The sequence below is a fragment of the Tepidicaulis marinus genome (assembly GCF_000739695.1).
Lineage (GTDB): Bacteria > Pseudomonadota > Alphaproteobacteria > Parvibaculales > Parvibaculaceae > Tepidicaulis > Tepidicaulis marinus.
Genome location: NZ_BBIO01000004.1, coordinates 74,853 through 97,534, shown reverse-complemented (window position 1 = coordinate 97,534; position 22,682 = coordinate 74,853). Strand labels below are relative to the sequence as shown.

General features: G+C 61.4%; 21 protein-coding genes. 20 read left to right on the top strand and 1 reads right to left on the bottom strand.

What is annotated here, in order from left to right:
* Positions 1-20: 20 nt before the first annotated feature.
* From M2A_RS05340 to chrA, 18 genes are all read left to right on the top strand, one after another.
* A complete protein-coding gene (locus M2A_RS05340; protein ID WP_439645655.1) occupies positions 21-590 on the top strand; it encodes a NuoB/complex I 20 kDa subunit family protein in 570 nt (189 codons plus the stop codon).
* A gap of 50 nt (positions 591-640) precedes the next feature.
* Positions 641-1,252 (top strand): NADH-quinone oxidoreductase subunit C, encoded by a 612-nt coding sequence (locus M2A_RS05335; protein ID WP_045444044.1) that lies wholly within the window; start codon positions 641-643, stop codon positions 1,250-1,252.
* A gap of 2 nt (positions 1,253-1,254) precedes the next feature.
* Positions 1,255-2,433, top strand: a complete 1,179-nt coding sequence (locus M2A_RS05330) for an NADH-quinone oxidoreductase subunit D (RefSeq protein WP_045444041.1) — start codon at positions 1,255-1,257, stop codon at positions 2,431-2,433.
* Positions 2,430-3,044: an NADH-quinone oxidoreductase subunit NuoE gene (gene nuoE / locus M2A_RS05325; RefSeq protein WP_045444038.1), complete on the top strand. Its 615-nt coding sequence runs from the start codon at positions 2,430-2,432 to the stop codon at positions 3,042-3,044. The genes M2A_RS05330 and nuoE overlap by 4 nt, the downstream gene beginning before the upstream one ends.
* On the top strand, positions 3,044-4,333 hold the full coding sequence (gene nuoF / locus M2A_RS05320; protein ID WP_045444035.1) for an NADH-quinone oxidoreductase subunit NuoF: 1,290 nt from the start codon (positions 3,044-3,046) through the stop codon (positions 4,331-4,333). Before nuoE ends, nuoF begins: the two co-directional genes overlap by 1 nt.
* A gap of 3 nt (positions 4,334-4,336) precedes the next feature.
* Entirely contained in the window at positions 4,337-6,400 is a 2,064-nt protein-coding gene (gene nuoG / locus M2A_RS05315; RefSeq protein WP_045444032.1) for an NADH-quinone oxidoreductase subunit NuoG, read from the top strand.
* Entirely contained in the window at positions 6,393-7,418 is a 1,026-nt protein-coding gene (gene nuoH, locus M2A_RS05310) for an NADH-quinone oxidoreductase subunit NuoH (RefSeq protein ID WP_045444029.1), read from the top strand. Before nuoG ends, nuoH begins: the two co-directional genes overlap by 8 nt.
* A gap of 26 nt (positions 7,419-7,444) precedes the next feature.
* Positions 7,445-7,936, top strand: coding sequence for an NADH-quinone oxidoreductase subunit NuoI (gene nuoI / locus M2A_RS05305; RefSeq protein ID WP_045444025.1), 492 nt, complete (start codon positions 7,445-7,447; stop codon positions 7,934-7,936).
* A gap of 39 nt (positions 7,937-7,975) precedes the next feature.
* The gene (locus tag M2A_RS05300) at positions 7,976-8,593 is read left to right on the top strand and encodes an NADH-quinone oxidoreductase subunit J (RefSeq protein ID WP_045444022.1); all 618 of its coding nucleotides are present in this window, start codon (positions 7,976-7,978) and stop codon (positions 8,591-8,593) included.
* Between the two features lie 32 nt (positions 8,594-8,625).
* A complete protein-coding gene (nuoK, locus tag M2A_RS05295) occupies positions 8,626-8,934 on the top strand; it encodes an NADH-quinone oxidoreductase subunit NuoK (RefSeq protein ID WP_045444019.1) in 309 nt (102 codons plus the stop codon).
* Between the two features lie 4 nt (positions 8,935-8,938).
* On the top strand, positions 8,939-10,870 hold the full coding sequence (gene nuoL / locus M2A_RS05290; protein ID WP_045444016.1) for an NADH-quinone oxidoreductase subunit L: 1,932 nt from the start codon (positions 8,939-8,941) through the stop codon (positions 10,868-10,870).
* Positions 10,870-12,420, top strand: coding sequence for an NADH-quinone oxidoreductase subunit M (locus M2A_RS05285; protein WP_045444013.1), 1,551 nt, complete (start codon positions 10,870-10,872; stop codon positions 12,418-12,420). Before nuoL ends, M2A_RS05285 begins: the two co-directional genes overlap by 1 nt.
* A gap of 20 nt (positions 12,421-12,440) precedes the next feature.
* The gene (gene nuoN, locus M2A_RS05280) at positions 12,441-13,895 is read left to right on the top strand and encodes an NADH-quinone oxidoreductase subunit NuoN (protein WP_045444010.1); all 1,455 of its coding nucleotides are present in this window, start codon (positions 12,441-12,443) and stop codon (positions 13,893-13,895) included.
* Positions 13,896-14,663 carry a biotin--[acetyl-CoA-carboxylase] ligase gene (locus M2A_RS05275; protein WP_045444007.1) on the top strand — a complete coding sequence of 256 codons (768 nt, stop codon included), beginning with the start codon at positions 13,896-13,898 and terminating at the stop codon, positions 14,661-14,663.
* A gap of 27 nt (positions 14,664-14,690) precedes the next feature.
* Positions 14,691-16,358, top strand: a complete 1,668-nt coding sequence (locus M2A_RS05270) for a ribonuclease J (protein ID WP_045444004.1) — start codon at positions 14,691-14,693, stop codon at positions 16,356-16,358.
* 78 nt (positions 16,359-16,436) lie between these two features.
* Positions 16,437-16,841 carry a methylmalonyl-CoA epimerase gene (mce, locus tag M2A_RS05265; RefSeq protein WP_045444002.1) on the top strand — a complete coding sequence of 135 codons (405 nt, stop codon included), beginning with the start codon at positions 16,437-16,439 and terminating at the stop codon, positions 16,839-16,841.
* 10 nt (positions 16,842-16,851) lie between these two features.
* Positions 16,852-17,136 carry a DUF1467 family protein gene (locus M2A_RS05260; protein ID WP_045444000.1) on the top strand — a complete coding sequence of 95 codons (285 nt, stop codon included), beginning with the start codon at positions 16,852-16,854 and terminating at the stop codon, positions 17,134-17,136.
* Between the two features lie 74 nt (positions 17,137-17,210).
* Positions 17,211-18,422, top strand: coding sequence for a chromate efflux transporter (chrA, locus tag M2A_RS05255; RefSeq protein WP_045443998.1), 1,212 nt, complete (start codon positions 17,211-17,213; stop codon positions 18,420-18,422).
* A gap of 282 nt (positions 18,423-18,704) precedes the next feature.
* Here chrA and M2A_RS05250 read toward each other — a convergent pair whose 3' ends face one another.
* The gene (locus M2A_RS05250; protein ID WP_045443996.1) at positions 18,705-20,024 is read right to left on the bottom strand and encodes an NCS2 family permease; all 1,320 of its coding nucleotides are present in this window, start codon (positions 20,022-20,024) and stop codon (positions 18,705-18,707) included.
* A gap of 275 nt (positions 20,025-20,299) precedes the next feature.
* Between M2A_RS05250 and M2A_RS05245 the strand changes: the two genes are divergently transcribed.
* Complete coding sequence (locus M2A_RS05245) at positions 20,300-20,662, top strand: hypothetical protein (protein ID WP_121878889.1); 363 nt, start codon at positions 20,300-20,302, stop codon at positions 20,660-20,662.
* A 194-nt stretch (positions 20,663-20,856) separates the two neighbouring features.
* The gene (locus M2A_RS05240; RefSeq protein WP_156101675.1) at positions 20,857-22,554 is read left to right on the top strand and encodes a hypothetical protein; all 1,698 of its coding nucleotides are present in this window, start codon (positions 20,857-20,859) and stop codon (positions 22,552-22,554) included.
* Positions 22,555-22,682 lie beyond the last annotated feature (128 nt).

Here is a 22,682-nt window from a genome sequence, read left to right as displayed (position 1 = left end):
TTGCGGCAATGAGTGGTGCCATGAACAATCAGACGGTCATCGCAGACGCCCCCAAGGGCTTGGTGGACCCCCGCACCGGCCAGCCCATCGGCGCCGATGATCCTTATTTCAAGCAGGTGTCGGACCAGCTTGCCGACAAGGGCTTTCTGGTGACGCAGGCGGACAATCTGATCAACTGGGCACGGACCGGCTCCTTGATGTGGATGACCTTCGGGCTTGCCTGCTGCGCGGTGGAAATGATGCAGACCTCGATGCCGCGCTATGACAGCGAGCGTTTCGGTTTTGCCCCGCGCGCCAGCCCGCGCCAGTCCGACGTGATGATCGTCGCCGGGACGCTGACCAACAAGATGGCCCCCGCGCTGCGCAAGGTCTATGACCAGATGCCCGAGCCGCGTTACGTCATCTCCATGGGCTCCTGCGCCAATGGCGGCGGCTATTATCACTATTCCTATTCGGTCGTGCGCGGCTGCGACCGGGTTGTGCCGGTGGATATTTATGTGCCGGGGTGCCCGCCCACGGCAGAAGCGCTGCTTTACGGCATTCTGGCGCTGCAGCGGAAGATCCGCCGCACGGGTACGATTGAACGCTAATCCTCACGGCGGGGCCATCCGGCGCCGCAAAACAGTTTGAGATCATGTTGATGGACGAAAGTCTGCAAGACCTCGGCGAACATATTTCGGCCAGCCTGGACGATTCCGTCGTCGGTTTCTCGGTCGAATATGGTGAGCTGACCATTCATGCGGTGCGCGAGCGCATCGCCCGGGTGGTGAAATTCCTGCGGGACGATCCGGCCTGCCGGTTCACGGTGCTGATCGACATTTGCGGCGTCGATTATCCGGACCGGCTGAAGCGCTTCGATGTCGTCTATCACCTGCTTTCCATGACGCAGAACCAGCGCATCCGCGTGAAGGTGGAAACGGACGAAGAAGGCCAGGTGCCGAGCACCGTCAGCGTCTTTCCCGCCGCCGACTGGTTCGAGCGTGAGGCGTTCGATCTTTACGGCATTCTTTTCTCCGAACATCCGGACCTGCGCCGTATTCTCACCGATTACGGGTTTTCCGGCCATCCGCTGCGCAAGGACTTTCCGCTCACCGGCTTTATGGAAGTGCGCTATGACGAAGAGCTCAAGCGCGTGGTCTATGAACCTGTGAAACTGAAGCAGGAATTCCGTACCTTCGATTTCATGTCGCCATGGGAAGGGCCCGACTATGTGCTGCCCGGCGATGAAAAGGCCACGGGCGAGGAGCGCTGAGCATGGCCGAGCAGCAAATCCGGAACATGAACCTCAATTTCGGCCCGCAGCACCCGGCGGCCCACGGCGTGCTGCGCCTTGTGCTGGAGCTGGACGGGGAAGTGGTCGAGCGTGTCGATCCGCATATCGGTCTCCTGCACCGGGGCACCGAAAAACTGATCGAGCACAAAACCTATTTGCAGGCCGTGCCCTATTTCGACCGCCTCGACTATGTGGCGCCGATGAACCAGGAGCACGCCTTCGCGCTCGCGACCGAGCGGCTTCTCGGCCTCGAAGTACCGAAACGCGGGCAATATATCCGGGTGCTTTATTCGGAAATCGGGCGGCTGCTCTCGCATCTTCTCAACATCACCACGCAGGCCATGGATGTGGGCGCGCTGACGCCGCCGCTCTGGGGCTTTGAAGAGCGCGAAAAGCTGATGGTGTTCTATGAGCGCGCGTCGGGCTCGCGCATGCACGCGGCCTATGTGCGCCCCGGCGGCGTCCATCAGGACCTGCCGGAAAAGCTGCTGCAGGACATCTATGATTTTTGCGATCCGTGCGAACAAGTTCTGGACGATCTGGAAGCGCTTTTGACCGGCAACCGCATCTTCAAGCAGCGTAATGTGGACATCGGTGTGGTGACGGCGGAAGAAGCGCAGGCCTGGGGCTTTTCCGGCGTCATGGTGCGCGGCTCGGGCATGGCCTGGGACCTGCGCAAGTCGCAGCCTTACGAGTGCTATAACGAGCTCGATTTCGACATTCCCGTCGGCAAGAACGGCGACTGCTATGACCGCTATCTGGTGCGCGTGGAAGAATGCCGCCAGTCGCTGAAGATCATGAAGCAGTGCATCGAGAAGATGCCGGGCGGCCCCGTCAGCGCCGTGAACAACAAAGTGGTGCCGCCGAAACGCGGTGAGATGAAACGCTCCATGGAAGCGCTCATCCATCACTTCAAGCTTTATACGGAAGGTTTTCATGTGCCCGAGGGCGAGGTTTATGCCGCCGTCGAAGCGCCGAAAGGCGAGTTCGGCGTGTTCCTCGTGTCCGACGGGTCCAACAAACCCTATCGCTGCAAAATCCGCGCGCCCGGTTTCGCGCATTTGCAGGCGATGGATTATCTTTGCAAAGGCCACATGCTCGCGGATGTTGCCGCCGTGCTTGGCTCGCTCGACATTGTGTTCGGGGAGGTTGACCGATGAGTGTGCGCAGGCTTGACCCGAACCAGCCTGAGAGTTTCGAGTTCACGCCGGAAAATCTGGAGTGGGCGAAAGGGCAGATTGCGAAATATCCCGATGGCCGCCAGGCCTCCGCGATCATTCCGCTGCTCTGGCAGGCGCAAAAACAGCATGGCGGCTGGCTGCCGGAACCGGCGATCCGCTATGTCGCGGACATGCTGGGCATGGCCTATATCCGCGCGCTGGAAGTGGCGACCTTCTATACGATGTTCAACCTGACGCCGGTGGGCGAGCATTTCGTGCAGGTTTGCGGCACGACGCCGTGCTGGCTGCGCGGGGCGGATGAGATCAAAGACGCCTGCAAGAAACATATCGGCCCGGAAAAAACGCTTTCCGCCGATGGCAAAATGTCGTGGATGGAAGTGGAGTGCCTCGGCGCCTGCGTGAACGCGCCGATGGTGCAGATCAACGACGATTATTATGAAGACCTCGACGGCGCGAAGATGGAAGAAATCATCAAGGCGCTGCGCGAAGGCAAGGACGTGACACCGGGGCCGCAATCGAGCCGCAAAACATCCGAACCGATCGGCGGGCTGACCACGCTGACGGAAGTGCCGGGTGCGGGGGGCAAGTAATGCTTAAAGATCAGGACCGCATCTTCACCAATCTCTATGGCTATGACGACTGGGGCCTCGATGGCGCCCGCCGCCGGGGCGATTGGGATGGCACGAAGGACATTATCGCCAAGGGCAAGGATTGGATCATCGAGGAGATGAAACAGTCGGGCCTGCGCGGGCGCGGCGGGGCGGGCTTCCCGACCGGCCTGAAATGGTCCTTCATGCCGAAGGAATCCGATGGCCGCCCGCATTACCTTGTCGTCAATGCGGACGAGTCGGAGCCGGGTACCTGCAAGGACCGCGAGATCATGCGCCACGATCCGCACAAGCTGATCGAAGGCTGCCTGCTTGCCGGTTTCGCGATGAACGCCAATGCGGGTTACATCTATGTGCGCGGCGAATTCATCCGCGAGCGCGAGCGTCTGCAGGCCGCTGTCGATCAGGCGTATGAGGCAGGGCTTCTGGGCAAGAACGCCGCGGCTTCCGGCTGGGATTTCGATCTTTATGTGCATCACGGCGCCGGCGCTTATATTTGCGGCGAGGAAACGGCGCTGATCGAAAGCCTGGAAGGCAAGAAGGGGATGCCGCGCCTCAAGCCGCCATTCCCGGCCAATGCCGGTCTTTACGGCGCGCCCACCACCGTGAACAACGTGGAAAGCATTGCCGTTGCGCCGACCATTCTGCGGCGTGGCGCGACCTGGTTCGCCGGTCTCGGCCGGCCCAATAATACGGGTACGAAGCTTTTCTGCATTTCCGGCCACGTCAACCAGCCGTGCAACGTGGAAGAGGAAATGGGCATTTCCCTGCGCGAGCTGATCGACAAACATGCGGGCGGCGTGCGCGGCGGCTGGGACAATCTGCTTGCCGTCATTCCGGGCGGCTCGTCCGTGCCCATGATCCCAAAAAGCATTTGCGACGATGTGCTGATGGATTTCGACTCGCTGAAGGAAGTGCAGTCCGGGCTCGGCACCGCCGCCGTGATCGTGATGGACAAGTCCACCGACGTGATCAAGGCGATCGCCCGTATTTCCGCTTTCTACAAGCACGAAAGCTGCGGTCAGTGCACGCCCTGCCGCGAAGGTACGGGCTGGATGTGGCGCGTCGTGGAGCGCATGGCGCGCGGCGAGGCGGACAAAAGCGAAATCGATCTTCTGCTCGACGTGACCAAGCGGGTGGAAGGGCACACCATTTGCGCACTCGGAGATGCGGCGGCCTGGCCCGTGCAGGGGCTGATCCGGCATTTCCGCCATGTAATCGAAGAACGGATTGACTCGCGCCAGGGCGCGGCAACCGTGGCTGCGGAGTAGAACATGCCGAAGCTGACCGTCGATGGCATTGAAGTCGAAGTAGAGCAGGGCGCCACCGTTCTGCAGGCCTGCGAGGATGCGGGCGCGGAAATTCCGCGCTTCTGCTACCACGAGCGCCTGTCGATTGCCGGCAATTGCCGCATGTGCCTGGTGGAAATGGAACGCTCGCCCAAACCCGTGGCAAGCTGCGCGATGCCTGCCGCCGACGGCATGGTGATCCGCACCAATACCGAATATGTCAAACGCGCCCGCGAAGGCGTGATGGAATTTCTGCTGATCAACCACCCGCTCGATTGCCCGATCTGCGACCAGGGCGGGGAATGCGATCTGCAGGACCAGGCGATGGCCTATGGCGTCGATACCTCGCGCTTCGATGAGAACAAGCGCGCGGTCGAAGACAAGGAAATGGGCCCGCTCGTGAAAACCATCATGACGCGCTGCATTCACTGCACGCGCTGTGTGCGCTTCGTCACGGAAGTTGCCGGGGTGCCGGAAATCGGCGCCATCGGCCGCGGCGAAGATATGGAAATCACGACCTATCTGGAAAAGGCGCTGACCTCCGAACTGCAAGGCAATGTGATCGATCTGTGCCCCGTCGGCGCGCTGACCTCCAAGCCTTATGCCTTTACCGCGCGCCCCTGGGAGCTGCGCAAGACCGAAACCATCGATGTCATGGATGCGGTCGGCTCGAATATCCGCGTCGATGCGCGCGGCAGCGAAGTCATGCGTGTGATGCCGCGCAACAATGACGACGTGAACGAGGAATGGATTTCCGACAAGACGCGCTTCATCTGGGACGGGCTGCGCACGCAGCGCCTCGACAAACCTTATGTGCGCGAGAACGGCAAGCTGCGCCCCGCAAGCTGGCAGGAAGCCTTTGCCAAGATCGCGGAAAAAGTGAAGGCCAGCGCGCCGGAAAAAATGGCGGCCATCGCAGGAGATCTTGCCTGCGCGGAAAGCATGAAGGCGCTCAAGGATCTGATGGGCGCGCTCGGCTCGGCCAATATGGATTGCCGTCAGGACGGGGCGAAGATCGGCGGCAAGGGCCGCGCGGCCTATCTCTTCAATTCCGGCATCGCCGGGATCGAAGAAGCGGATGCGCTGCTCATCGTCGGCTCCAACCCGCGTCTTGAAGCGCCGGTGCTGAACGCGCGTATCCGCAAGCGCTGGCTCGAAGGCGGTTTCCCCGTCGGGCTGATCGGTGAAGACGCGGACCTGACCTACGACAAGGAATATCTGGGCGCGGGCGCGCAGACGCTGAAAGAAATCGCCGACGGCACGCATCCTTTCGCCCGCATTTTGCAGGTTGCCGAAAAGCCCATGCTGATCCTCGGCCAGGGCGCGCTTGCCCGGCCCGACGGCGAGGCGGTGCTGGAAACCTGCATCGGCATCATCCGGGCGGCAGGCGGCGTCAGCGCCGACTGGAACGGCTTCAACGTGCTTCACACGGCAGCGGCCCGTGTCGGCGGCCTCGACCTCGGCTTCCTGCCAGGCGAAGGCGGTAAGGACACGAATGCCATTCTGGAAGGGGCAAGCGCCGGTGAGATCGACTTCGTTTATCTGCTCGGCGCCGATGAAATCGACACGGCCCGTCTCGGCAATGCCTTCGTCGTCTATCAGGGCACGCACGGCGATCGCGGCGCGCACCGCGCCGATGTCATCCTGCCGGGCGCGGCCTATACCGAAAAGAGCGCGCATTGGGTGAATACCGAAGGGCGCGTACAGCTCGGCGAGCGGGCCGCATTCCCGCCCGGCGATGCGCGCGAGGACTGGGCGATCCTGCGGGCGCTCTCCGAAGTGCTGGACCAGAAACTGCCTTACGACAATCTCTCGCAGCTGCGCGCCGCGCTTTGCGGTGATGCGCCGAGCTTCGAGATGCGCGATGTGCAGCCGCAGGCGGGCGATCTGCCGCAAGGCGGCACGCGGGAAATGGCCGATGCGCCGTTCCATGCGGCGGTGCGCGATTTCTACTTCACCAACCCGATTGCGCGGGCAAGCAAGGTAATGGCCGAATGTGCCGCGCTGCAAAGCGTGCAAGGCGAGGGGGCGACCGGAACCAATGGCTGAGATTTTTTGGGAATACGGCCTTCCGGGTCTGATCATGGCGGGGCAGAGCTTGCTGCTCATGGTGCCGCTGCTCGTGCTGATTGCGTTCATTCTTTATGCCGACCGTAAAGTCTGGGCGGCGGTGCAGCTGCGCCGCGGGCCGAACGTGGTGGGCCCCTTCGGCCTGCTGCAATCCTTCGCGGACCTGGCAAAATTCATCTTCAAGGAAGTGGTCGTGCCCGCAGGCGCCAACAAGGGCGTCTTCCTGCTCGCGCCGTTCGTCTCCGTGGTGCTGGCGCTCTCGTCCTGGGCGGTGATCCCGATGTCGGACGGCGTGGTGATCGCCGATATCAATGTCGGCATTCTCTATCTCTTCGCGCTTTCCTCGCTCAGCGTTTACGGCATCATCATGGCCGGCTGGGCGTCGAACTCGAAATATCCCTTCCTCGGCGCGCTGCGCTCGGCTGCGCAGATGGTGTCTTATGAAGTCTCCATCGGCTTCGTCATCGTCTGCGTGCTCATGACGGCGGGCACGCTCAACCTTTCCGAGATCGTGCGCGCGCAGGATGGCAATTGGGGCCTTTTCAACTGGTACTGGCTCTGGCATCTGCCGATGTTCGTGATCTTCTTTATCTCGGCGCTGGCGGAAACCAACCGCCCGCCCTTCGATCTGCCGGAAGCGGAATCGGAGCTGGTGGCGGGCTATGCCGTGGAATATTCCTCCACGCCTTACATGATGATGTTCATGGCCGAGTATGTGGCGATTTTGACCATGTGCGCGCTCATGACGATCCTTTTCCTCGGCGGCTGGCTGCCGCCGGTCGATGTGGCGCCCTTTAATTGGATACCGCCCTTCTTCTGGTTCTGGATCAAAACGCTTTTCATCTTCTTCCTGATTGCGATGGTGAAGGCGTTCGTTCCCCGCTACCGCTATGACCAGCTGATGCGGCTGGGCTGGAAAGTTTTCCTGCCCATCTCGCTCTTCTGGGTCGTTTTGACGGCGGGTGTTCTTGTTGGTTTCGATCTGCTGCCGGCGTAAGGCAGGGATCGGGAAAGGAAACGATTATGGCTTGGCTTGATCAATCGGTCCGGTCGCTGTTTTTGACAGAGTTCGTTTCGAGCTTCTGGCTGGCCTTGCGCTATTTCTTCAAGCCCAAGGCGACGCTGAACTATCCCTTTGAGAAGGGCGCGCTCTCGCCGCGCTTCCGCGGGGAACATGTGCTGCGCCGTTATCCGAACGGCGAAGAGCGCTGTATCGCCTGTAAATTGTGTGAAGCGATTTGCCCGGCACAGGCCATTACCATCGAAGCGGGACCGCGCAACAATGACGGCACGCGCCGTACCATCCGCTACGATATCGACATGACCAAATGCATCTATTGCGGCTTCTGCCAGGAAGCCTGCCCGGTGGATGCGATCGTGGAAGGGCCGAATTTCGAGTTTGCGGCGGAAACGCGCGAAGAGCTGTTCTACACGAAAGAAAAACTGCTCGAGAACGGCGACCGCTGGGAACGGCAGATTGCGAAAAACCTCGCGCTCGACGCGCCTTACCGTTAAGCAGCGCGTGAGAGAGAAAGAAGGGATCGGGGATAGGACATGATCGTGGCGACCATCGCGTTTTACCTGTTTGCGGCGGTGACCATTGCGGCGGCCTTTATGGTGATTTCCGCCCGCAATCCCGTGCATTCGGTGCTCTTCCTGATCCTGGCGTTTTTCAGCTCGGCATGGCTCTTCGTTTTGATGGGCGCCGAGTTCGTGGCGATGATCCTGGTCATCGTTTATGTGGGCGCCGTGGCCGTGCTCTTCCTGTTCGTGGTCATGATGCTCGATATTGACTTCAAGAGCCTGCGCTCGGAAATGCTGAACTATCTGCCGCTCGGCGGGATGATCGGCATCATTTTGTTGCTGGAACTTGGGCTCGTGGCGAGCACCTGGGTTTTCGCGCCGGATGCCGCAAGCCTTGCCGCGGCACCCGCGCCTGCCGCCGATAGCGGCGTGACCAATGCCGAAGCGCTGGGGCGGGTCATCTACACCCAATATGTTTATTACTTCCAGGCGGCCGGCATGATCCTGCTGGTCGCCATGGTTGGCGCCATCGTGCTGACTCTGCGCAAGCGGGAAGGCGTGAAGCGCCAGGTCATTGCCGACCAGGTGGCCCGTACGCCGCAGACGGGCGTCGAAGTGAAGAAAGTTGAACCGGGCCAGGGCATTTAAGCCCGTCCGGGAACGTTTGAGGGGAAGCGCTGATGGAAATCGGCCTCGCACATTATCTGATCGTGGCAGCCATTCTGTTCACGCTCGGCATTTTCGGGATCTTCCTGAACAGGAAGAACGTCATCATCATTTTGATGTCGATCGAACTGATGCTGCTGGCGGTGAACATCAACCTGGTGGCGTTCTCCACCCATCTGGGCGATCTGGTGGGGCAGGTTTTCGCGCTTCTGGTGCTGACCGTCGCGGCAGGCGAGGCGGCGATCGGCCTGGCGATCCTCGTTATCTACTTCCGCAATCGCGGCTCCATTGCCGTTGAAGACATCAACGTTCTGAAAGGCTGACCCGATGTATTCCGCGATTGTGTTTCTGCCTCTTATCGGGTGTCTCATTGCCGGCCTTTTCGGCCGTCAGATCGGCGTCAAAGCCTCGCAGGTGATCACCTCGGGTCTGCTCGTCATTTCCGCGATCCTGTCCTGGGTGGCTTTCGTCTCCGTGGCACTGCAGGGCAATGCCGAAACGGTGCAGGTGCTCAGCTGGATCGATAGCGGCGCGCTGGAAGCCGATTGGCGTTTGCGCATCGATACGCTGACCGCCGTGATGCTGGTGGTCGTGACCTCCGTCTCCTCGCTCGTGCATATCTATTCCGTCGGCTATATGAGCCACGATCCGCATCAGCCGCGCTTCTTCGCCTATCTGTCGCTCTTTACCTTCGCCATGCTGATGCTGGTGACGGCAGACAACCTCATCCAGCTCTTCTTCGGCTGGGAAGGGGTGGGCCTTGCCTCCTATCTTCTCATCGGCTTCTGGTACAAGCGCCCGAGCGCCAATGCTGCCGCGATCAAGGCCTTCGTGGTCAACCGGGTGGGCGATTTCGGTCTGCTGCTCGGTATTTCCACCGTCTTCTTGATGGTGGGTTCGGTGGAATTCGATGCGATTTTTGCCGCGATCCCGGATATGGCGGGCGATACGTTCCGCTTCCTCGGTTATGACGTGCCGGTCGTGACCACCATCGCGCTACTGCTTTTCATGGGCGCCATGGGCAAGTCGGCGCAGTTCCTGCTCCACACCTGGCTGCCGGACGCGATGGAAGGTCCGACCCCGGTCTCCGCGCTCATTCATGCCGCGACCATGGTGACGGCGGGCGTCTTCCTCGTTTGCCGCATGTCGCCGGTTTTCGAATATTCGCCGGACGCGCTGGCCTTCGTGACCGTGGTGGGCGCAACGACCGCGTTCTTCGCAGCGACGGTCGGCCTCGTGCAGAACGACATCAAGCGCGTCATCGCCTATTCGACCTGTTCGCAGCTCGGCTACATGTTCGCCGCTGCCGGGATCGGCGCTTATGAAGCGGCCATGTTCCATCTCTTCACGCATGCCTTCTTCAAGGCGCTGCTCTTCCTCGGCTCGGGCTCCGTCATCCACGCCATGTCGGACGAGCAGGACATGCGCAAGATGGGCGGGCTTTATAAGCTCATTCCGCTTACCTATTTCATGATGATCATCGGCACCCTGGCGCTGACCGGCTTCCCGTTCACCGCCGGTTACTTCTCCAAGGATGCGATCATCGAGGCAGCTTACGCGTCTCACTCCAGCGCGCATATGTATGCCTTCACGCTGCTGGTGGTCGCCGCGCTCTTCACTTCCTTCTATTCCTGGCGTCTGATTTTCATGACCTTCCACGGCAAGAGCCGGGCGTCGAACGAAGTGCTCTCGCATGTGCATGAATCGCCCGCCGTCATGTGGGTGCCGCTCGCCATTCTGGCGGCAGGCGCGATTTTCGCCGGGATGATGTTCTCGAATTTCTTTGTGGGCGATGCCTATCTCAACTTCTGGGCAGGCACGATCAGCCATGCCAGCGGCAACGAGGTGATGGAACACTTCCATCATGTGCCGGGCTGGGTCGTCTGGTCGCCTTTCGCGGCGATGGTGCTCGGCTTCGCCGTCTCCTGGTATTTCTATATCCGCCGCCCGGATCTGCCCAAGGAACTCGCGCAGACCCACGAGCCGCTCTACAAGTTCCTGCTCAACAAGTGGTACTTTGACGAGCTTTACGACTTCATCTTCGTGCGTCCCGCCTTCTTCCTCGGCCGCACGCTCTGGAAACAGGGTGACGGGCGGATCATCGACGGGATGGGGCCGGACGGGATCGCCGCGCGCGTCTCCGACATCACACGCGGGGTCGTGCGGGTGCAGTCCGGCTATCTCTATCATTATGCATTTGCGATGCTGCTCGGTGTTGCCGCGCTCATCACCTACTTCATGTTCGGAGGGGCGCTTTGATGTTGGACGGGCAGTTTCCGATCCTTTCGCTCGTAACGTTTCTGCCGCTGCTGGGCGCGCTCTTGATCCTGCTCGTGCCGAGCCGGGCGGAAGTGTCCGACCAGAACGTGCGCTGGGCCGCGCTCTGGGTGACGTGCGGAACGTTTCTTGTCTCCCTGATCATCTGGGTGCGCTTCGATCCCAGCACCGCCGACTTCCAGATGGTGGAACAGGCCGAATGGCTGGGCGGCGCGGTTACCTATCATATGGGTGTCGACGGCATCTCCATGCTCTTCGTCATTCTGACGACGTTCCTGATGCCGCTCTGCATCCTCGCCAGCTGGGAATCCATCCAGCACCGGGTGAAGGAATATATGATCGCCTTCCTGGTGCTCGAAACGCTGATGATCGGCGTCTTCTGCGCGCTGGACCTGGTGCTCTTCTATCTCTTCTTCGAAGCCGGTCTCATCCCGATGTTCCTGATCATCGGTGTTTGGGGCGGGGCGCGCCGCGTCTATGCGAGCTTCAAGTTCTTCCTTTATACGTTTGCCGGCTCCGTGCTGATGCTGCTCGCCATCATGGCGATGTACTGGCAGGCGGGCACGACCGATATTCCGACGCTGCTGGCCTATGACTTCCCTTACGGGATGCAATATTGGCTCTGGCTTGCGTTCTTCGCGTCTTTCGCGGTGAAGATGCCGATGTGGCCGGTCCATACCTGGCTGCCCGACGCGCACGTGGAAGCGCCGACCGCGGGCTCGGTCATTCTGGCGGGCATTCTTTTGAAGATGGGCGGCTACGGCTTCCTGCGTTTCTCGCTGCCGATGTTCCCCATCGCCTCGGACCTCTTTGCGCCGCTGGTCTTCACGCTCTCGATCATCGCCATCGTTTACACCTCGCTTGTCGCGCTGGTGCAGGAGGATATCAAGAAGCTCATCGCTTATTCCTCCGTCGCTCATATGGGCTTCGTGACGATGGGCATTTTCGCGATGAATGAGCAGGGCGTGCAGGGCGGTATCTTCCAGATGCTGAGCCATGGCTGGGTGTCGGGCGCGCTCTTCCTTTGCGTCGGCGTGATTTACGACCGGATGCATACGCGTGAGATCGCCGCTTATGGCGGCCTCGTGCAGCGCATGCCGCTCTATGCCTTTGCCTTCATGCTCTTCACCATGGCGAATGTGGGCCTGCCGGGCACCAGCGGTTTCGTCGGTGAATTCCTGACCATTGTCGGCACGTTCCAGGTGGACACGCGCGTTGCCTCCGTTGCCGCGCTCGGCGTCATTCTGGCGGCCTGCTATGCGCTCTTTCTCTACCGCCGGGTGATTTTCGGCGAGCTGGAAAAAGAGACGCTGAAAAACATCATGGATCTGAACCGCAGGGAGGTTCTGACCCTCGCGCCGCTTGTCGTCACGACCATCTTCTTCGGTGTTTATCCGGCCCCGATTATGGACGTCACCGCCGTGTCGGTGGAAAACCTGATCGCCGGTTACGAAGAAGCGCTGGAAACATTTACGGCCGCGGGCGGCACCACAGGGTTCACCAACCTTGCCGGCCTGCTGGGCGGTCAATAGCCCGAGTTTGAGAGAGAAATATGGAAACCGCACTCGTGCCCGTTCCCGATCTGAACCCCGCGCTGGCTGAAATCATTCTGGCCGTCGGCGCTTTGGGCCTGCTCATGCTTGGCGCTTACACCAAGGCCAGCACCACGCGCCTTGCCAGCATCGGCGCGGTGCTGCTTTTCGCCGTCGCTGCCATCGTGGTGATCGGCCAGCCCGACAGCCGCGTCCTGACTTTCGGCGGCAGTTTCGTGACGGATGGCTTCGGCAAGTTCATGAAAGTGCTGGTGCTGATCGGTTCGGCGGGCGCCATCGTCATGTCCTATAATTTCATCCGCCGGGAAAATATGGACCGGTTCGAGTTTCCGGTGCTGATCGTGCTGGCGACACTGGGCATGTTGATGATGGTGTCGGCGAACGATCTCATCTCGCTCTATGTCGGCCTCGAGCTGCAGTCGCTCTCGCTTTACATCATCGCCGCCTTCAACCGCGATTCCGCGCGCTCGACGGAAGCGGGCCTGAAATATTTCGTTCTCGGCGCGCTCGCCTCCGGCATGATGCTTTATGGCGCCTCGCTCGTTTACGGCTTCACCGGCACGACGAATTTCGATCTCATTGCAGGCATCATCCGCACTGAGGGCATGTCGCTCGGCCTCATCTTCGGCCTTGTCTTCATTCTGGCGGCGCTGGCCTTCAAGGTTTCCGCCGTGCCCTTCCATATGTGGACGCCGGACGTTTATGAAGGCGCGCCGACGCCGGTTACGGCCTTCTTTGCCTCCGCGCCCAAGATCGCGGCCATGGCGCTTTTCATCCGCGTGATGATGGGGGCTTTCCCCGATGCGAGCGCTGAGTGGCGCCAGATCGTGGTCTTCATTTCCATCGCCTCCATGCTGCTCGGCGCTTTCGCCGCCATCGGTCAGACCAATATCAAGCGGCTTATGGCCTATTCCTCCATCGGCCATATGGGCTATGCGCTGGTGGGCCTTGCTGCGGGCACGGAAGAGGGCGTACGCGGGATCATCATTTATCTGACGATCTATCTCGTCATGAATCTCGGTGTTTTCTGCTGCATCCTGGCGATGCGCCGCAAGGAAGAAGGCATGGTGGAGGATATCGCGGACCTGGCGGGCCTCTCGCGCCATCAGCCGGTGCTGGCCTTCCTCTTTTCCATGCTGATGTTCTCGCTCGCCGGCGTGCCGCCGCTTGCCGGGTTCTTTGCGAAATATTTCGTCTTCCTCTCCGCCATCGAGGCCGGGCTTTATACGCTGGCCGTGATCGGCGTGCTCTCGAGCGTCGTCGGCGCCTTCTATTACCTGCGTGTGGTGAAGGTGATCTATTTCGACGAACCGGCGCAACCATTCGAGGCGCCGCTTGCAAGTGAGCTGCGCGTGGTGCTCGGGGCGTCCAGCATTGTCACGCTCTTCTTCTTCGTTTATCCGGCGCCGCTCATCGCGCTTGCGCAGGCCGCTGCCGGGGCATTGCTGCCATAGATGGACGGACCCGCTCTGCCGCAAGGATATAGGCTGGCCTGGTTCGAGGAACTGGACAGCACGAATTCGCAGGCGCGGCGGATGGGAGAGCAGGGCGAGCAGGGGCCTGTCTGGATCGTCGCCGAACGGCAAACTGCCGGGCGCGGGCGGCGCGGGCGGGCCTGGGCTTCGCCTTCGGGCAATCTGATGTGCACGCTTTATCTGCAGCCGCGCTGCAGCCCGGCCAAGGCGGGCGAGCTTTCTTTCGTCGCGGGGCTGGCGCTGCATGATACCGCCTCCGCTATCGCGGGGCCTGCCTTCAGCGATATCATCCGCCTCAAATGGCCGAACGACCTTTTGCTGGGCGGCAAGAAGGCAAGCGGCATCCTTCTGGAAAGCGCGACGCAGGGGAGCGGTGAGGTAAGCTGGCTTGCCGTCGGCATCGGCCTCAACCTCGCTGAGTTCCCTGAGGGCACGGAATTTCCAGCCACTTCGCTTGCGGCGGAAACGGGGCAGCAGGTCAGCCCGCGCGAGGCGGTTGCGGTTCTTGCCCACGCCTTCGATAAATGGCTGAAAATCTGGCAAGGCCCGGAGGGGTTCAAGCCTTTGCGCGATGCCTGGGCCGCGCGGGCCGCAGGGCTTGGCGGCACCATCACCGCGCGCCTGCCGGAAGAAACGGTGACGGGCACTTTCATCGGCCTTGATGAGGACGGGGCGCTGCGCCTCAGGCTCGACACGGGCGCTGAAAGGGCTATTTCTGCGGGCGACGTCTTTTTCGGGACAAGGTAAGATCGGTTCATGGCAGATGGTACGGGTATGAGCGAGGCGAACGAACTGGTCTTCCTGCCGCTGGGCGGCACCGGCGAGATCGGTATGAACCTCAATCTTTATGGGTTCGGTCCGCCGGACGCACGCAAATGGATGATGGTCGATCTCGGCGTCACGTTCTCGGATCTGCGCACGCCGGGGATCGATGTCATCATGGCGGACCCGGCCTTCATCGAAGAGCGCCGGGAGGACCTGCTCGGCATTGTCCTTACCCACGGCCATGAAGACCATATCGGCGCGGTTGCCCATTTGTGGCCATCGCTGCGCTGCGATGTCTATGCGACGCCTTTTACCGCTGAACTCGTCAAAGCCAAGCTCATCGAGGCGGGCATCGAGCAGGAAGTGCCGCTCAAGATCGTGGAGCTCGGCAGCCGGTTCACGCTCGGCCCCTTCGACATCGAGCTGGTGACGCTTACCCATTCGATCCCTGAGCCCAACGCGCTTGCCATCCGCACGCCGCTCGGCCTTGTCATGCATACGGGTGACTGGAAGATCGATCCGGATCCCGTGGTCGGCGGCGATATCGATATCAAGCGGCTGACGGAGCTTGGGCAGGAAGGCGTGCGGGCGATGGTCTGCGATTCCACCAATGTCTTCTCGCCGGGCGAATCCGGCTCGGAGGCCGATGTCGCCAAGGGGCTGACGGAACTCATCAAGGATATGAAGGGCCGTGTGGCGGTGACGACCTTCGCCTCGAATGTTGCCCGCCTTGAAAGCGTTATCCGCGCGGCGGAAGCCTGCGGGCGCCATGTGGTGCTCGCAGGGCGCGCCATGCACCGCGTGACGACAGCGGCGCGCAAGACGGGATATTTGCAAAACCTGCCGCCCATCGTGCCGGAAGATGAGGCGGGCTATCTGCCGCCGGAAAACGTGCTTTATCTTTGCACCGGCAGCCAGGGCGAGCCGCGCGCCGCCCTTGCGCGCATTGCGATGGACAACCACCCCCATGTCACCTTGTCGGAAGGCGACACGGTGATCTTTTCCTCGCGGATGATCCCCGGCAATGACGTGGAAATTTATGAGCTTCAAAACCTGCTGGCCGAACGCGGCATCCGCGTGATCACGGAGAAGGATCATTTTGTCCACGTCTCCGGTCATCCGTGCCGGGATGAACTGGCGCGCATGTATCAATGGATCAAACCGGAAATCGCCGTTCCGGTGCATGGCGAGGCGCGGCATCTGCTTGAACATGCCGAACTTGCCCGCGAGCTGCAGGTGCCGCAGGCCATGGTTTTGAAAAACGGTCTGATGCTGCGCCTTGCGCCCGGCCCGGCGGAGATCATCGATGAAGCGCCGAATGGGCGGCTTTATCTCGATGGCGACATTCTAATGCCTTCCTGGGACCCGGCGGTGCAGGAGCGCCGGAAACTTGCTTTTGCCGGTTCCGTCTTCGTCACGCTGGTCCTTGACGGGCAGGGCAAGGTGCTGGGCGAGCCGCAGGTGCGTCTTCTCGGTCTGCCAGAGGAAGATGGCAGCGGCATTTCCTTCGAGGAACGCGCGCTCGATGCCATCGACGATGTGCTGGACAGGCTTCCCTTGCGCAAACGCAAGGATGACGCAGCGGTCGCCGAGCTTTTGCGCCGGGCGGTGCGCGGGGCGATCCGCCGGGAGTGGGGAAAGAAGGCCGCCGTCGAAGTGATCGTGACGCGGGTCTGAGAGCCTGTGCTTGCCCCTTTAGGCCAAGCGCTCTAGTTTTGCGGCAACACATATTTGCTGTTCTGAAGGAGAGTTTCGATGCTGGGCCGTTTGAACCATGTAGCGATCGCCGTTCCCAATATGGAAGAAGCCGCCGCCGTTTACCGCGACACGTTGGGCGCGAAAGTGTCCGAGGCCGTGCCGCAGCCGGACCACGGCGTGACGACCGTTTTCGTCGAACTGGAAAACACCAAGATCGAATTGCTGGAGCCGCTGGGAGACGATTCTCCGATCCTCAGCTATCTGAAGAAAAACCCGAAAGGCGGCATCCATCACGTCTGCTACGAAGTGGAAGACATCATGGCCGCCCGCGATCAGATGCGCGAAAAAGGCGCGACCATCACCGGCACGGGCGAGCCGAAAATCGGCGCCCATGGCAAGCCCGTGATCTTCCTTCACCCGAAGGATTTCAACGGCACCTTGATCGAGCTGGAGCAGGTTTAAGGACGTAGGAATGAGCCTGACCGATTTCATTCAAGCTGCCGCCATTTACGCGGTGATCTGGTGGCTGGTGCTGTTTGCCGTGCTTCCCTGGGGCGTGCGCTCGCAAGGGGAAATGGGGCAGACGGTGCCCGGCACCGAAGACGGCGCGCCGGTCAGGCCGCTTCTGCTGCGCAAGGTGATCGCGACGACCATTGCCGCTGCCGTGATCTATCTTGCCGTTCATTGGCTGCTTTATTATTCCGGCATGACGCTGGACGACATTCCCTTCTTCCCGAAATTCGAACCGGTGCGCTAGAGACTTATCCCCGCTCTGTGATGTGCCTGTCATACTTGGGGCCTTATCAAGAGGGATAAAAGCGGCGAGGGAAGATGGCGGCAGAAGGGGCGGCAGGACCCCAAGCGCAAGGCAGCGCCTGGGACGTTTTCAAAGCATTTCTGGTTTTGGGGCTCACCAGCTTTGGCGGGCCTGTGGCGCATCTGGGCTATTTCCGTGAGGCATTCGTTTCGCGGCGCGCCTGGCTGAGCGAGGCGGCTTACGCCGATCTCGTGGCGCTCTGCCAGGTGCTGCCGGGCCCGGCCTCCAGCCAGGTGGGCATGGGAATCGGCCTGCACCGGGCCGGCCTTCCCGGCATGGCGGCGGCCTGGACCGCCTTCACACTTCCCTCCGCGCTTCTGCTTGCCGGGTTCGCTGCCGGGCTTGCCGTGCTGCAGCCTTCGGCCGAGACGGGCTGGCTCCTCGGGCTGAAAGCGGCCGCTGCCGCCGTCGTCGCCCAGGCGCTGATCGGCATGGCAAAAAGCCTGACGCCGGATCTGCCGCGCGGCGCGCTTGCCATCCTTGGCTTCTTTCCGCTGGTCCTCGCGCCCCATCCCATGACCCCCGTCCTGGTACTTCTTGGGGGCGGAGCGCTGGGCTGGCTTTTCCTTAAGGAAGACTCGAATGGCGCGGGGGAGGCGCCGGGCGTGCTCAATACCCTGCCGCGCAAAGGGGCGCTCGCCGCCCTTGCCGCCTTTGCCGCGCTGCTGGCGCTTCTGCCGCTCGCGGCCATCGAGGGCGGCCCTGCGGCGGCGCTGATCGACAAGTTCTACCGGGCAGGCTCTCTCGTCTTTGGCGGCGGCCATGTGGTGCTGCCGCTTCTCCAAAGCGAGATGGTCTCGACCGGCTTTGTGAGCGAGGCGGATTTTCTGGCGGGTTATGGCGCGGCTCAGGCGGTGCCGGGCCCGCTTTTCACCTTCGCCGCGTTTCTGGGATATGCCTCGGAAGGGGCGGTTACCGGCCCGCTCGGGGCGGCGCTGGCGCTTATCGCGATATTCCTGCCTTCCGCCTTGTTGTTGCTCGGCGTTCTGCCGTTCTGGGCGGGGCTGCGGGAGAATGCGGCGCTGCGCCGGGGGCTTGCCGGGGTGAATGCGGCGGTTGTCGGCCTGCTGGCAGCGGCCTTTTACGACCCGGTGCTTCTGGAAGGGGTAAAGAGCCTGCCTGCAGCGCTCATCGCCATTGGCGGTCTCGGCGCGCTTTATTTCGCCAAAGTGCCGCAATGGCTGGTCGTGGCGGCGGCGGCGCTGGCCGGGGCGGTGCTGCTCTAGATTTTCGGAAATTGGCAGACACGTGTCGCCCAAAAAAAGAAAGCAAGGCTGCGGATACCGCGCCTTGCTCCAGTCACTCGCCCACCCGGGCCTCAGAAGAGGGACGAAACTTTTGTTTCGTGCCGGGTGTTCTCCTCCCTAAACTTGGACTGCTCTTTGGCAGGCCCCTTTTTGTATGCCGGGAGTATATGGAGGGGTGCAGAGTGTGTCTACGCAATTTTTAAAGAACTATGACACTTTCCGGGTAATAAGCGGCATACTTACAGGGGTGTCAGCGTAAGTTTATGCCACGGCGAGCTTGATGGCGAAGGCCGCGGCCAGCCCCCAAAGGACGGGATGGACCTGCCGGGCCTGCCCCGTCAGCGCCTTGAGCGCGGCATAGGTGATGATCCCGAGCCCGATCCCCGTCGCGATGGAAAAGGTGAGGGGAATAGCAATCAGCGTGACGGTGGCGGGAATAGCTTCGCTCGTCTCGCCCCAATCGACTTTCCCGAGGCCCTGCATCATCAGGCAGGCGACGAGAATGAGGGCGGGGGCTGTTGCAAAGCCCGGCACTGCCCCGATCAGGGGCGCGAAGAAGAGGCAGGCCAGAAAGGCAAGGCCCGTGACGATGGCGGTGAGGCCGGTGCGCCCGCCCGCCTCGATGCCCGAGGTGCTTTCGATATAGGAGGTGGTAGTGGAGGTGCCGAGCAGCGCGCCGACGGACGTCGCCGCCGAATCCGCGATCATGGCCTTTTTCATGCCGATGAGGCGGCCTTGCCCGTCGATGAACCCGGCCCGGGCGGCGACGGCGACAAGCGTGCCCGCTGTGTCCAGAAGATCGACCAGCAGAAAGACGAAGATGACCGTGACGAGCCCCACGCCAAGCGCGCCGGCCAAATCGAGCTCCAGGAAGGTGGGCAGGAGCGAGGGCGGCAGGGAGATGAAGCCGCCATCCGCTCCCGCATCCGGCGTGCTCAGCCCGGTAGTTCCGGCAATCAGCGTGAGGAGCAGAATGACGCCAAGCACCGCGCCCGGCAGCTTGCGCGCATAAAGTGCGCCCATGGCAAGAAAACCGCCTGCTGCGAGCCAGACTTCGGGCCGGGACATATCGCCTAGCTTGACGAGCGTGGCCGGAGAGGCGGTGACGATCCCGGCATTCTGCAGCCCGATAAAAGCAAGAAAGAGTCCGATCCCCGCTGCGATGGCCTGTTTCTGGGAAGCGGGAATGGCGTTGATCATCTTTTCGCGGAAAGGCGAGGCGGAAAGCGCCAGAAAGATGAGGCCGGAGAAAAAGACACAGCCGAGCGCGATGCGCCAGTCGCCGCCCAGCGCGGGTACAACGGTGAAAGCGAAATAGGCGTTGAGCCCCATGCCGGGCGCCTGGGCGATGGGCAAGTTTGCATATAGTCCCATTAAAAGGGAGCCGAAGGCAGCTGCAAGACAAGTGGCGACGAAGACCGCATTCTTGTCCATACCGGCCTCCGCCAGGATCAGCGGATTGACGGCGACGATATAGGCCATGGTCAGAAAGGTAGTGAGACCGGCTGTTATCTCTTGCCGCAGGCCCGATCCGCGCGCAGAAATCTGAAAGTATGTGCGGAAATCATCAGCATGCGCCATTTTGACTTATATCCCCCGGTCCCCGCCCGCGTTAGGCTTTTTTTATATGCCGCTGAGGCTTTTCATCTGCCGTTCAGGCAGAATCGATTAGCTTTATCGGAAAGTGTTTCATATACTTTTTGAAAAGGCGCCGTCTGGGGCAAAGCCTTTTTTAAAGAACCGGCATTAATCTGGGGATGATGAACGGACAAGCACAGCTCGCCGCGATCCTATTCGCTGGCATGGTCTCCCAAGGAGATGGCACTTCCACGGAACCTGGCGTTAGCGCCAGTAAATTGGAAGCTTCACGTACACGCCCTGAAATCGTTGAAATCAGCGATCCGGCCTGCGCTCTGGTCACGGAGCATGTGCCGGCGGCCAATGTGGCCTATCAGCCGGGCGTCAGCACCACGGGCAAGCAGGTGGCGAGCGCCGATCTGAACCCGTCATCTTACAGCCTGCGGCCGATCTATCAGTTCGACGTGGAAATCACGCCGGAAAGCCTGTCCGATAAATATAAAGGCCAGACCGGTCTGCCTGTCGCCACCATTACCTATGAGCCGGAGACGGGCAAAGTCCTGCTCGATGGCGAGGAAATGGTCTGGCTGCACGAAAAGGCTCTTTATGCGGCGTGTGCGGCCCGCAACGCCAAGAAATAATCGTTTTCACCGCCCGCCCTGACCGGCAGCCACTGTCTTGACTTGGGACAGTGAGCCTCGCACCCTGCCTGCACATCACATGCGGGGGCATCATGCGCGCGACAGGCATCGCCGCGGCCAGAAGGGCCGGGCAGGCAGGACCGGAAAAATCAGGCGGGCAAGGGGCCAGAAGTCTTAGCCAAAGATTGGCGCGCATGGCGGGATTAGCCGCGTTGAGCGGCGCGCTTCTTCTGGGCGGCGCCTTGGGCGGCCCCGGCGAGGCGGCGGCCCGCTCCTATAATTGGAAGATCACGAAGACCGAATGGTCCCCGGCGGACGAGAGAGGCTTCAGCGAATTCGTCGAGGCGCTTGGCGCTGCCGATTGCTGGACGGTGGATGAGTGCCTGCGAAGCCCGGCGAACCCTTACCGTAGCACCGACCCACGGGGCCTGCGCTTCCGCTCAGACTGCGCGGACTTTCCTTATGTACTGCGCGCCTATTATGCCTGGAAGAACGGGCTGCCGTTTTCCTATGCGATCGGTGTGAACTCCACGACCGGCTATTTCTCCGATATCCGCTACACCTCGAACGGCAACCGCGTCACGGCAAGAAAGACCGTGCCGGCAACGGCGCAGGGCGTGCCCGCGCTGCCGCTCATCGTGGAGATGCGCAATGCGGTTTCCACCGCCATGTACCGCCATCATGCGGACGCGGATGACGCGCAGAATTTCACCGACTTTTATTCGCCCGAAATCACCCGAGAGAGCATCCGCCCCGGCACGGTGCTTTACGATGTGAACGGCCATGTCGCCATGGTCTGGCGGGTGGAAGATGACGGGCGCATTCTCAATATCTCCGCCCACCCGGACAATTCCGTCTCCCGCTCTTTTTACGGGCGCAACTTCCTGCGCACGAAGCCGGAGCTCGGCACGAATTTCAAGAACTGGCGTCCCCAGCGCCTTGTGGGGGCGACGCGCCGGGCTGACGGGACTTATGTGGGCGGGCATATCGAAGCGCCGCTGAATAGCGAGCTCGAAGACTTTTCCCTTGAGCAATATCTGGGTACTGAGACCAATCCGAGCGGCAATTGGCGCAATGCCACGTTCGTCCATAAGGGCGAGGAGCTCGATTATTACCATTATATCCGCTCGGTCATGGCCAAGGGCGATCTGACGCTGAACCCGGTCAGCGAGATGCAGGCCATGATGCGCTCGCTTTGCTACGACATCCGCGCGCGCAAAGACGCGGTCGAGCAGGCGCTGATGAACAATATCCACCGCATGGAGGCGCCCGCGCGCCTGCCGGAAAATATTTACGGCACCTACGGCTATTGGGAGCTTTATTCGACGCCTTCCCGCGATGCCCGCCTCAAAACCTCCTTCAAGGAGATGCGCGACCAGATCGAGGCCATGGTGAAAATGCACCGCCAGGGCGTGAGCACGGTGTCTTATGAGGGGAATGACCTGGCAGGCGATCTCATCGCCGCTTTCGAGGCGCAGAGCGAAAGCTGCAAGACCACCTATATCCGCACCAACGGCAAGCCAGTGACCTTGAGCACCGAAGACGTAATGAACCGGCTCTTCGATCTTTCCTTCGATCCTTATCAATGTGTCGAGCGGCGCTGGGGCGCGCAAAGCGCCGAGGAGCTTTCCTCCTGCCCGGATGGGCCGGCCAAGCAGCGCTGGTACGAAGCCCAGCGCTTTTTGCGCAACCAGATCGACCGGACCTATGACGTTTCCATGGATTATACGCCCGCCGAACTCGAGGCGGGGCCGCATGAGGTCTATACGGGCCGGGGCGTCAAATCCCCGCCGGATGTCGATATGCGGGCTTATCTCACGCGGCTGAAAGCCGAGCAGCTCGCCTCCGGCGGCACGCTGGCGCAAGAAGGGCCAGAGATCGTGGTTGATTGACGGCGGATACCGGCTGTCAGCAACCCGCTTAGGGCGGCCTTTGCCCCATTGCCTCAAGCCGGTCTAGCCCCTAATACTTGCCCACTTGCCGCGCGGCTGCCGCGCGGGCCCGCCTCCCTCCAACCGGT

What these genes read in the sequence shown, in the direction of transcription:
- nuoF (WP_045444035.1), top strand. Translation starts at nt 3,044, where the DNA reads ATGCTTAAAGATCAGGACCGCATCTTCACCAATCTCTATGGCTATGAC.
- M2A_RS05300 (WP_045444022.1), top strand. Translation starts at nt 7,976, where the DNA reads ATGATCGTGGCGACCATCGCGTTTTACCTGTTTGCGGCGGTGACCATT.
- M2A_RS05285 (WP_045444013.1), top strand. Translation starts at nt 10,870, where the DNA reads ATGTTGGACGGGCAGTTTCCGATCCTTTCGCTCGTAACGTTTCTGCCG.
- nuoG (WP_045444032.1), top strand. Translation starts at nt 4,337, where the DNA reads ATGCCGAAGCTGACCGTCGATGGCATTGAAGTCGAAGTAGAGCAGGGC.
- nuoK (WP_045444019.1), top strand. Translation starts at nt 8,626, where the DNA reads ATGGAAATCGGCCTCGCACATTATCTGATCGTGGCAGCCATTCTGTTC.
- M2A_RS05340 (WP_439645655.1), top strand. Translation starts at nt 21, where the DNA reads ATGAACAATCAGACGGTCATCGCAGACGCCCCCAAGGGCTTGGTGGAC.
- nuoL (WP_045444016.1), top strand. Translation starts at nt 8,939, where the DNA reads ATGTATTCCGCGATTGTGTTTCTGCCTCTTATCGGGTGTCTCATTGCC.
- chrA (WP_045443998.1), top strand. Translation starts at nt 17,211, where the DNA reads ATGGCGGCAGAAGGGGCGGCAGGACCCCAAGCGCAAGGCAGCGCCTGG.
- nuoE (WP_045444038.1), top strand. Translation starts at nt 2,430, where the DNA reads ATGAGTGTGCGCAGGCTTGACCCGAACCAGCCTGAGAGTTTCGAGTTC.
- mce (WP_045444002.1), top strand. Translation starts at nt 16,437, where the DNA reads ATGCTGGGCCGTTTGAACCATGTAGCGATCGCCGTTCCCAATATGGAA.
- M2A_RS05240 (WP_156101675.1), top strand. Translation starts at nt 20,857, where the DNA reads ATGGCGGGATTAGCCGCGTTGAGCGGCGCGCTTCTTCTGGGCGGCGCC.
- M2A_RS05260 (WP_045444000.1), top strand. Translation starts at nt 16,852, where the DNA reads ATGAGCCTGACCGATTTCATTCAAGCTGCCGCCATTTACGCGGTGATC.
- M2A_RS05270 (WP_045444004.1), top strand. Translation starts at nt 14,691, where the DNA reads ATGAGCGAGGCGAACGAACTGGTCTTCCTGCCGCTGGGCGGCACCGGC.
- M2A_RS05330 (WP_045444041.1), top strand. Translation starts at nt 1,255, where the DNA reads ATGGCCGAGCAGCAAATCCGGAACATGAACCTCAATTTCGGCCCGCAG.
- nuoI (WP_045444025.1), top strand. Translation starts at nt 7,445, where the DNA reads ATGGCTTGGCTTGATCAATCGGTCCGGTCGCTGTTTTTGACAGAGTTC.
- M2A_RS05275 (WP_045444007.1), top strand. Translation starts at nt 13,896, where the DNA reads ATGGACGGACCCGCTCTGCCGCAAGGATATAGGCTGGCCTGGTTCGAG.
- nuoH (WP_045444029.1), top strand. Translation starts at nt 6,393, where the DNA reads ATGGCTGAGATTTTTTGGGAATACGGCCTTCCGGGTCTGATCATGGCG.
- M2A_RS05335 (WP_045444044.1), top strand. Translation starts at nt 641, where the DNA reads ATGGACGAAAGTCTGCAAGACCTCGGCGAACATATTTCGGCCAGCCTG.
- nuoN (WP_045444010.1), top strand. Translation starts at nt 12,441, where the DNA reads ATGGAAACCGCACTCGTGCCCGTTCCCGATCTGAACCCCGCGCTGGCT.
- M2A_RS05250 (WP_045443996.1), bottom strand. Translation starts at nt 20,024, where the DNA reads ATGGCGCATGCTGATGATTTCCGCACATACTTTCAGATTTCTGCGCGC.